The organism is Shewanella insulae (assembly GCF_009831655.1).
Taxonomy (GTDB): Bacteria; Pseudomonadota; Gammaproteobacteria; order Enterobacterales; family Shewanellaceae; genus Shewanella; species Shewanella insulae.
Window position 1 is genome coordinate 45,666 of sequence record NZ_WRPA01000026.1, and the last position, 6,803, is coordinate 52,468.

The 6,803-nt window shown below is 51.2% G+C and carries 6 protein-coding genes; 4 read left to right on the top strand and 2 right to left on the bottom strand.

All coding sequences use genetic code 11. The features are described from left to right. The first annotated feature begins 14 nt into the window (after positions 1 to 14). Both ftsZ and lpxC read left to right on the top strand, forming a co-directional pair. Positions 15 to 1,190: a cell division protein FtsZ gene (ftsZ, locus tag GNT65_RS19465; RefSeq protein WP_041509011.1), complete on the top strand. Its 1,176-nt coding sequence runs from the start codon at positions 15 to 17 to the stop codon at positions 1,188 to 1,190. Between the two features lie 178 nt (positions 1,191 to 1,368). After that, on the top strand, positions 1,369 to 2,289 hold the full coding sequence (lpxC, locus tag GNT65_RS19470; protein WP_160798857.1) for a UDP-3-O-acyl-N-acetylglucosamine deacetylase: 921 nt from the start codon (positions 1,369 to 1,371) through the stop codon (positions 2,287 to 2,289). Positions 2,290 to 2,292: 3 nt separating this feature from the next. Here lpxC and GNT65_RS19475 read toward each other — a convergent pair whose 3' ends face one another. Continuing rightward, positions 2,293 to 2,748, bottom strand: coding sequence for a DUF721 domain-containing protein (locus GNT65_RS19475; protein WP_160798858.1), 456 nt, complete (start codon positions 2,746 to 2,748; stop codon positions 2,293 to 2,295). Between the two features lie 27 nt (positions 2,749 to 2,775). On the opposite strand from GNT65_RS19475, the gene GNT65_RS19480 reads away from it, so the two are divergent. Beyond that, positions 2,776 to 3,675, top strand: coding sequence for a M23 family metallopeptidase (locus GNT65_RS19480; RefSeq protein ID WP_160798859.1), 900 nt, complete (start codon positions 2,776 to 2,778; stop codon positions 3,673 to 3,675). Positions 3,676 to 3,733: 58 nt separating this feature from the next. Beyond that, positions 3,734 to 6,457, top strand: a complete 2,724-nt coding sequence (gene secA / locus GNT65_RS19485) for a preprotein translocase subunit SecA (RefSeq protein ID WP_160798860.1) — start codon at positions 3,734 to 3,736, stop codon at positions 6,455 to 6,457. Positions 6,458 to 6,536: 79 nt separating this feature from the next. Here secA and GNT65_RS20595 read toward each other — a convergent pair. Further along, on the bottom strand, positions 6,537 to 6,803 hold a 267-nt coding region (locus tag GNT65_RS20595; RefSeq protein ID WP_219822479.1), incomplete at its 5' end, for a hypothetical protein.

Sequence of the window (6,803 nt, forward strand, 5' to 3'; positions counted from 1 at the left end):
ACGGAGAAAAGACCATGTTTGAGATCATGGATAGTCATTCCGATGAGGCGGTGATCAAGGTCATCGGCGTCGGTGGCGGTGGTGGTAACGCCGTCGAGCATATGGTGAAACACAATATCGAGGGTGTTGAGTTCGTTGCAACCAATACCGATGCCCAGGCGCTACGTAAGTCGGCGGCGGGCACCACCATTCAGTTGGGTCGTGATGTCACCAAGGGGCTTGGCGCAGGCGCCAACCCAGAGATAGGTCGTCTGGCGGCCGAAGAAGACAGAGAGAACATCCGCAGCGCGATTAAGGGCTCGGACATGATCTTTATCGCCGCCGGTATGGGTGGTGGTACGGGTACAGGCGCCGCACCTGTCGTGGCCGAGATCGCCCGTGAAGAGGGGATCCTGACCGTTGCCGTGGTGACTAAGCCGTTCCCATTCGAAGGCAAGAAGCGTATGTCTTACGCCGACCAGGGTATCGAGATGCTGGCTAAGCATGTGGACTCGCTGATCACTATCCCTAACGAGAAGCTGCTCAAGGTCCTGGGCCGTGGCACCTCATTACTGGATGCCTTCGCAGCGGCTAACAACGTGCTACTTGGCGCGGTACAAGGTATCGCCGAGCTAATCACCCGTCCGGGTCTGATTAACGTCGACTTCGCCGACGTTAAGACTGTGATGTCAGAGATGGGGAACGCCATGATGGGCACAGGTGTCGCCAGCGGCGAAGATCGCGCCGAAGAAGCGGCCGAAGCTGCCGTGGCCAGTCCACTACTGGAAGATATCGACCTGGCTGGCGCCCGTGGCGTCTTGGTGAACATCACCGCAGGTATGGACATGAGCATCGAAGAGTTCGAGACAGTGGGTAACCATGTTAAGGCTTATGCGTCAGACAATGCGACTGTGGTTGTGGGTGCGGTCATCGACCCAGAGATGAGCGATGAGCTGCGTGTAACTGTCGTGGCAACCGGTATCGGTGCGGAGAAGAAGCCTGATATCCAACTGGTTTCTAAGCCAGCGCCGCGTCCTGAGCCAGCGCCAGCACCTGAGGTCAAGATTGAACTTCCAGTGGAAGAAGCTGTTCCACAGGCAATGGGAGCGGGTAATGTTGTGCAGGTAGCACAACCAGCTGCGGCCGCTGCGCCTAAGAGTGATCTTGATTACTTAGATATACCGGCATTTTTGCGTAAGCAAGCTGACTAGTTTCAGGGCGGAGCCTGCTAGATGGCGCCTATTACCATGATGTGGTACGACGATTTTCGTCGGTAAATTTTTGGTGAATTGGCAAAGATATGCTAGCATGTCCGACCTGCTGCGCCTTTGTGCGCCGCTTTGCTGTGCAAAAATAAATGCTTTTTGTTGTGATATAACGGGTAACTAAATGATTTTTCAAAGAACTGTTAAAGAAATGGTTAAGACCACCGGTGTCGGATTGCATTCCGGTAACAAGGTGACTTTGACGATCAAACCCGCGCCAGTTAATACAGGGATCGTGTTGGTTCGTACCGACTTGACGCCAAGCGTGGCCATTGCCGCCAAGGCGGATCAAGTGCGTGAAACGACTATGTGTACGGCGCTTGTGAATGACGAAGGTGTTCGTATCTCGACGATTGAGCATCTGTTTGCCGCACTGGCAGGTTTAGGCATAGACAACGCGACTATCGAGGTCGATGCCCCTGAGATCCCAATTATGGATGGCAGTGCCAGCCCTTGGGTCTTCCTGCTACAATCTGTCGGCATTCAGGAGCAAACCGCAGCAAAGAAATATCTAAGAATCAAGCGCCCCGTGCGTGTTGAAGACGGTGACAAGTGGGCCGAACTGCGTCCATTCAAGGGGTTCAGAGTCGATTTCGCGATCGATTTTAATCATCCTGAGATCGCCAGAAGTCAGCAGCATATGGTGATGGATTTTTCTTCTTCCGCCTTCGTTCGCGATATCAGCCGTGCCAGAACCTTTGGGTTTATGCGTGACATCGAATATCTGCGCGCCAACAACCTGGCATTAGGTGGCAGCATGGAAAATGCTGTTGTGCTTGATGAATATCGCGTCCTCAACCCCGATGGTCTGCGTTATGAGGACGAGTTTGTTAAGCACAAAATTCTCGATGCGTTCGGTGATCTCTATGTTGCCGGTCACGCTATCGTCGGTGAATTCCGTGCGTTTAAGACGGGACACGCACTGAACAATCAGCTGGTTCGTGCCCTGTTAGCAGAGCAAGATGCTTGGGAATTGGTAAGCTTCGAGAAAGAAGAAGAGGTACCAGTCAGTTTCGCCGTGCCAGCCGGTGCGGTATTGGCGTAACGCCTATTTGGATTGCCTTGAACGGCTGGCTAAAGCAGCCAGCCGTTTTAGTTTTTGGCCTAGGGAACCTTCTATATGCTCGGCCAAGGCGTCGATATGCGCCGCAGCGGTTTCGCTTATCTGGTTGTGAGCCTGCTTTGATTTTGTCTCATACATTTTCAGGCTTGGGTTGACTTTAACCTCGATAGCGGACAGCATGGGGAGCGTTTCGGCTTGTAACTGTTGTAAAAGTTTGGGTTTTTGGAAGTTTATTCTCGCGGCCCATGCAGCGGTACTGGTTTCGATAACGAGCACACCTTGACGGAAGTTGGCGACTTTTAGTTGTTCCGTGATAGGACCGGTGATCACCTGTTTTACATAGTGATCCAGGTGAAGCAGTAGTTCTGCTTTTTCGGCAATAGAGGGCAATTGACCCTGCTGAAGCAGTAATTGACTGAGGTCCTGCGGGGGCTTTTTCATAACATAATAAAATGGCTTAATGAGGCTATGAGTGTAACAGTTTTTATTCAGGGTCGGAATGGTGCGACGCGCTGGCAGCCGGGGAAGCGTTGGTTATTATTACCGGTTTTGCTTATTGCCGCAGGCACTGGCTTATATCAGCATAACGCCAAACAAATTCAGCAACAGCAGGCTAGCGTCGATAACGAACGCGTCGCTCGCGAAGCGCAGAAAAACGAGCTCATCGAACTTAAGGGCGCGACCGAATCGCAATTGGCGATCTTGGTTACCCATGTGGCCAAGATGCAGGCTAAGCTTGCCCGCCTAGAGGCTCTGGGTCAGCAAGTTGCAAAAGATTACAAACTCGAAGATCAATTCGATTTCTCTTCTGAAGTCGGTGTTGGCGGCCTGAGCGAACTGGGCAGCAACATCGAACTCGATCAGCTTATCCAGGACATGGATAGGCTAGTGTCACGAATAGATAACAATAATGTTCAATTATCACTACTTGAAACGGTGACATCTAATCTCCATATAGATGAAGAACGTTATATCTCAGGGCGCCCCATCCAGAAAGGTTGGTTGTCTTCGCCCTACGGTTTACGCAATGATCCCTTCAACGGCCGCAGAACCATGCACAAAGGCATAGACTTTGCGGGCAAAGAGGGAGCCGATGTTGTCGCCACTGCTGGCGGCGTCGTAACATGGGCAGGCAATATGTTTGGTTATGGTGAGTTGGTCGAGATAGATCATGGTAATGGTCTGCGAACTCGCTATGGACACAATAAGTCTTTGTCAGTAGCTGTAGGTGATGTGGTCGCAAAAGGCGAAAGTATTGCCAAAATGGGGAGCACGGGTCGCTCGACCGGTCCTCATGTGCATTATGAAGTGTTGCGTGGTGGACAGCAGATAGATCCTAAGAAGTATGTCTACCGCAAGGCAGGTTAAAATAAAATAGGCTTTTGGACTCGACAGGGACTTAGCCAACAACATAAAAGTGGTTCAGATGTTTGGTAAATTACTGACAAAAATATTTGGTAGTCGTAACGATCGCACCCTAAAAACTCTCGGTAAGATTGTCACAAAGATTAATGCCCTCGAAGCGGATTTTGAGAAGCTTTCCGATGAGGAGCTCAAGGCTAAGACAGCCGAGTTTCAGGAGCGATTGGAATCGGGCCAGACGCTGGACGACGTCATGCCGGAAGCCTTTGCCGTAGTACGTGAAGCCTCTAAGCGTGTGTTTGAGATGCGTCACTTCGACGTGCAGCTGCTGGGTGGCATGGTGCTTGACAGTAACCGCATCGCCGAGATGCGTACCGGTGAAGGTAAGACACTGACTGCGACACTTCCTGCCTATTTGAACGCCCTGACCGGTAAAGGGGTTCACGTTATCACAGTGAACGACTACCTTGCCCGTCGTGATGCGGAAAACAACCGCCCCCTATTTGAGTTCCTAGGTATGACAGTCGGCGTGAACATCGCCGGTATGGGCCAGGCCGAGAAGAAGATGGCCTACGGCTCTGATATTACCTATGGTACCAACAACGAATTTGGTTTCGATTACCTGCGCGACAACATGGCATTCTCGCCTAACGAGCGCGTGCAGCGTCCACTGCATTATGCGTTGATCGATGAGGTCGACTCGATTCTGATCGATGAGGCACGTACGCCACTGATCATCTCGGGCGCCGCCGAAGACAGCTCTGAGCTATATATCAAGATCAACACCCTGATCCCTCACCTTATCCGTCAGGAGAAGGAAGATACCGAGGAAGAGATCGGCGATGGCGATTACTCTATCGACGAGAAGGCCAAGCAAGTTCATATGACCGAGCGCGGCCAAGAGAAGGTTGAAGTCCTGCTGACCGAGCGCGGCATGCTGGCCGAGGGAGACTCACTCTATTCGGCAACTAACATCTCGCTGCTGCACCATGTTAACGCGGCGCTACGAGCTCATACCCTATTTGAAAAAGATGTCGACTACATAGTTCAAGACAACGAAGTGATCATCGTCGATGAACACACGGGTCGTACTATGCCGGGTCGTCGTTGGTCAGAAGGTCTGCACCAGGCGGTAGAAGCCAAAGAAGGGGTTCATATTCAAAATGAAAACCAGACGCTGGCATCTATCACCTTCCAGAACTTCTTCCGTCAGTATGAAAAGCTGGCCGGTATGACGGGTACTGCCGATACCGAAGCGTTCGAATTCCAACACATCTATGGTCTGGATACCGTGGTGATACCGACCAACCGTCCTATGGTACGTAAGGACCATGCCGATCTTGTCTACCTGACGGCGGAAGAGAAATATGAAGCCATCATCAAGGATATCGTAGATTGTCGTGATCGTGGCCAACCTGTATTGGTAGGTACTGTGTCTATCGAACAATCTGAGCTGCTTCATAGCCTGCTCAAGAAGGCTAAGATCCCTCACGAAGTACTTAATGCTAAGTTCCACGAGCGCGAAGCAGAGATCGTTGCTCAGGCGGGTCGCAGTGGTGCGGTAACCATCGCAACCAACATGGCCGGTCGTGGTACCGATATCGTGTTAGGCGGTAACTGGAACATGGAGATCGATGCTCTCGACAATCCTACCGCCGAACAGAAGGCTAAGATCAAAGCCGATTGGCAGGTGCGCCACGATGAAGTGGTTGCCGCTGGCGGTCTGCATATCCTAGGTACCGAGCGCCATGAGTCGCGTCGTATCGATAACCAGCTACGTGGTCGTTCGGGTCGTCAGGGTGACGCAGGTTCATCACGCTTCTACCTATCGATGGAAGACAGCCTGATGCGTATCTTCGCCTCTGAGCGTGTTTCATCTATGATGAAGAAGCTTGGCATGGAGAAAGGTGAAGCCATCGAGCATCCATGGGTCTCTCGTGCCATTGAAAATGCCCAGCGTAAGGTTGAGGCACGTAACTTCGATATTCGTAAGCAACTGCTGGAATTTGATGACGTGGCCAATGACCAACGTCAGGTAGTCTATGCCCAGCGTAACGAGTTGATGGATGCCGAGAGCATTCAAGACACTATCGTTAATATCCAGGCCGATGTGGTTAATGGCCTCATCGATCAGTACATTCCACCTCAATCGGTTGAAGAGTTGTGGGATGTTGCCGGCCTAGAGACGCGCCTAGAGCAAGAATACGCCCTAAGAATGCCTGTCCAAGAGTGGCTGGATAAAGAAGATGACCTGCACGAAGAGACACTGCGTGAGCGTATCGTCGAGATGTGGGTGAAGGCTTATCAGGCAAAAGAAGAGATGGTTGGCGCCCAGGTGCTACGTCAATTCGAGAAAGCTGTGATGCTGCAGACTCTAGATGGCCTGTGGAAGGAGCACCTGGCGGCGATGGATCATCTGCGTCAGGGTATTCACCTTCGTGGCTATGCGCAGAAGAATCCTAAGCAAGAGTATAAGCGTGAGTCCTTCGAGCTGTTCCAGCAGATGCTGGAATCTTTAAAGCATGACGTGATCAGTATTCTCTCCAAGGTACAGGTTCAGGCTCAGTCTGATGTCGAAGAGATGGAAGAGCGTCGTCGCCAGGAAGAGGCTAAGATGCGTCGCGATTATCAGCACGCAGAAGCCGAAGCTCTCGTTGGTGCTGAAGAGGCGCAAGCCTTGGCCGCTACTCAGCCTGTGGTTCGTGAAGGTGAGAAGGTTGGCCGTAACGATCCTTGTCCTTGTGGTTCGGGACGTAAGTATAAGCAGTGCCACGGCAAGCTGAGCTAATTGATAGTTAAGCTATGGCCTAGTTTAGCCATACATAATAAAAAGCCATCCTTAGGATGGCTTTTTTGATCTCCAGGACTCAGCCATCTAGTGCCAAAATGGTGATAAAAGTTGACGTTTGTGGATAACTTTGGGGGTAAATGGTGTGTATGGTGTGGCTATCTAAAAAGATCGAAAAAAGTCTGATTTTTCTTAAAAAACCACTTGCACCCAAATCAGAACTGCCTATAATGCGCATCCACTGACACGGCAAAGCAGACAACGCAGCGTCGAAACACTTGGTAGCTAAGGCGATAGGGTGGTCAGTCACTGAAAAGTGAAGCCTCAAAAAGTTTGCAAAAACTGC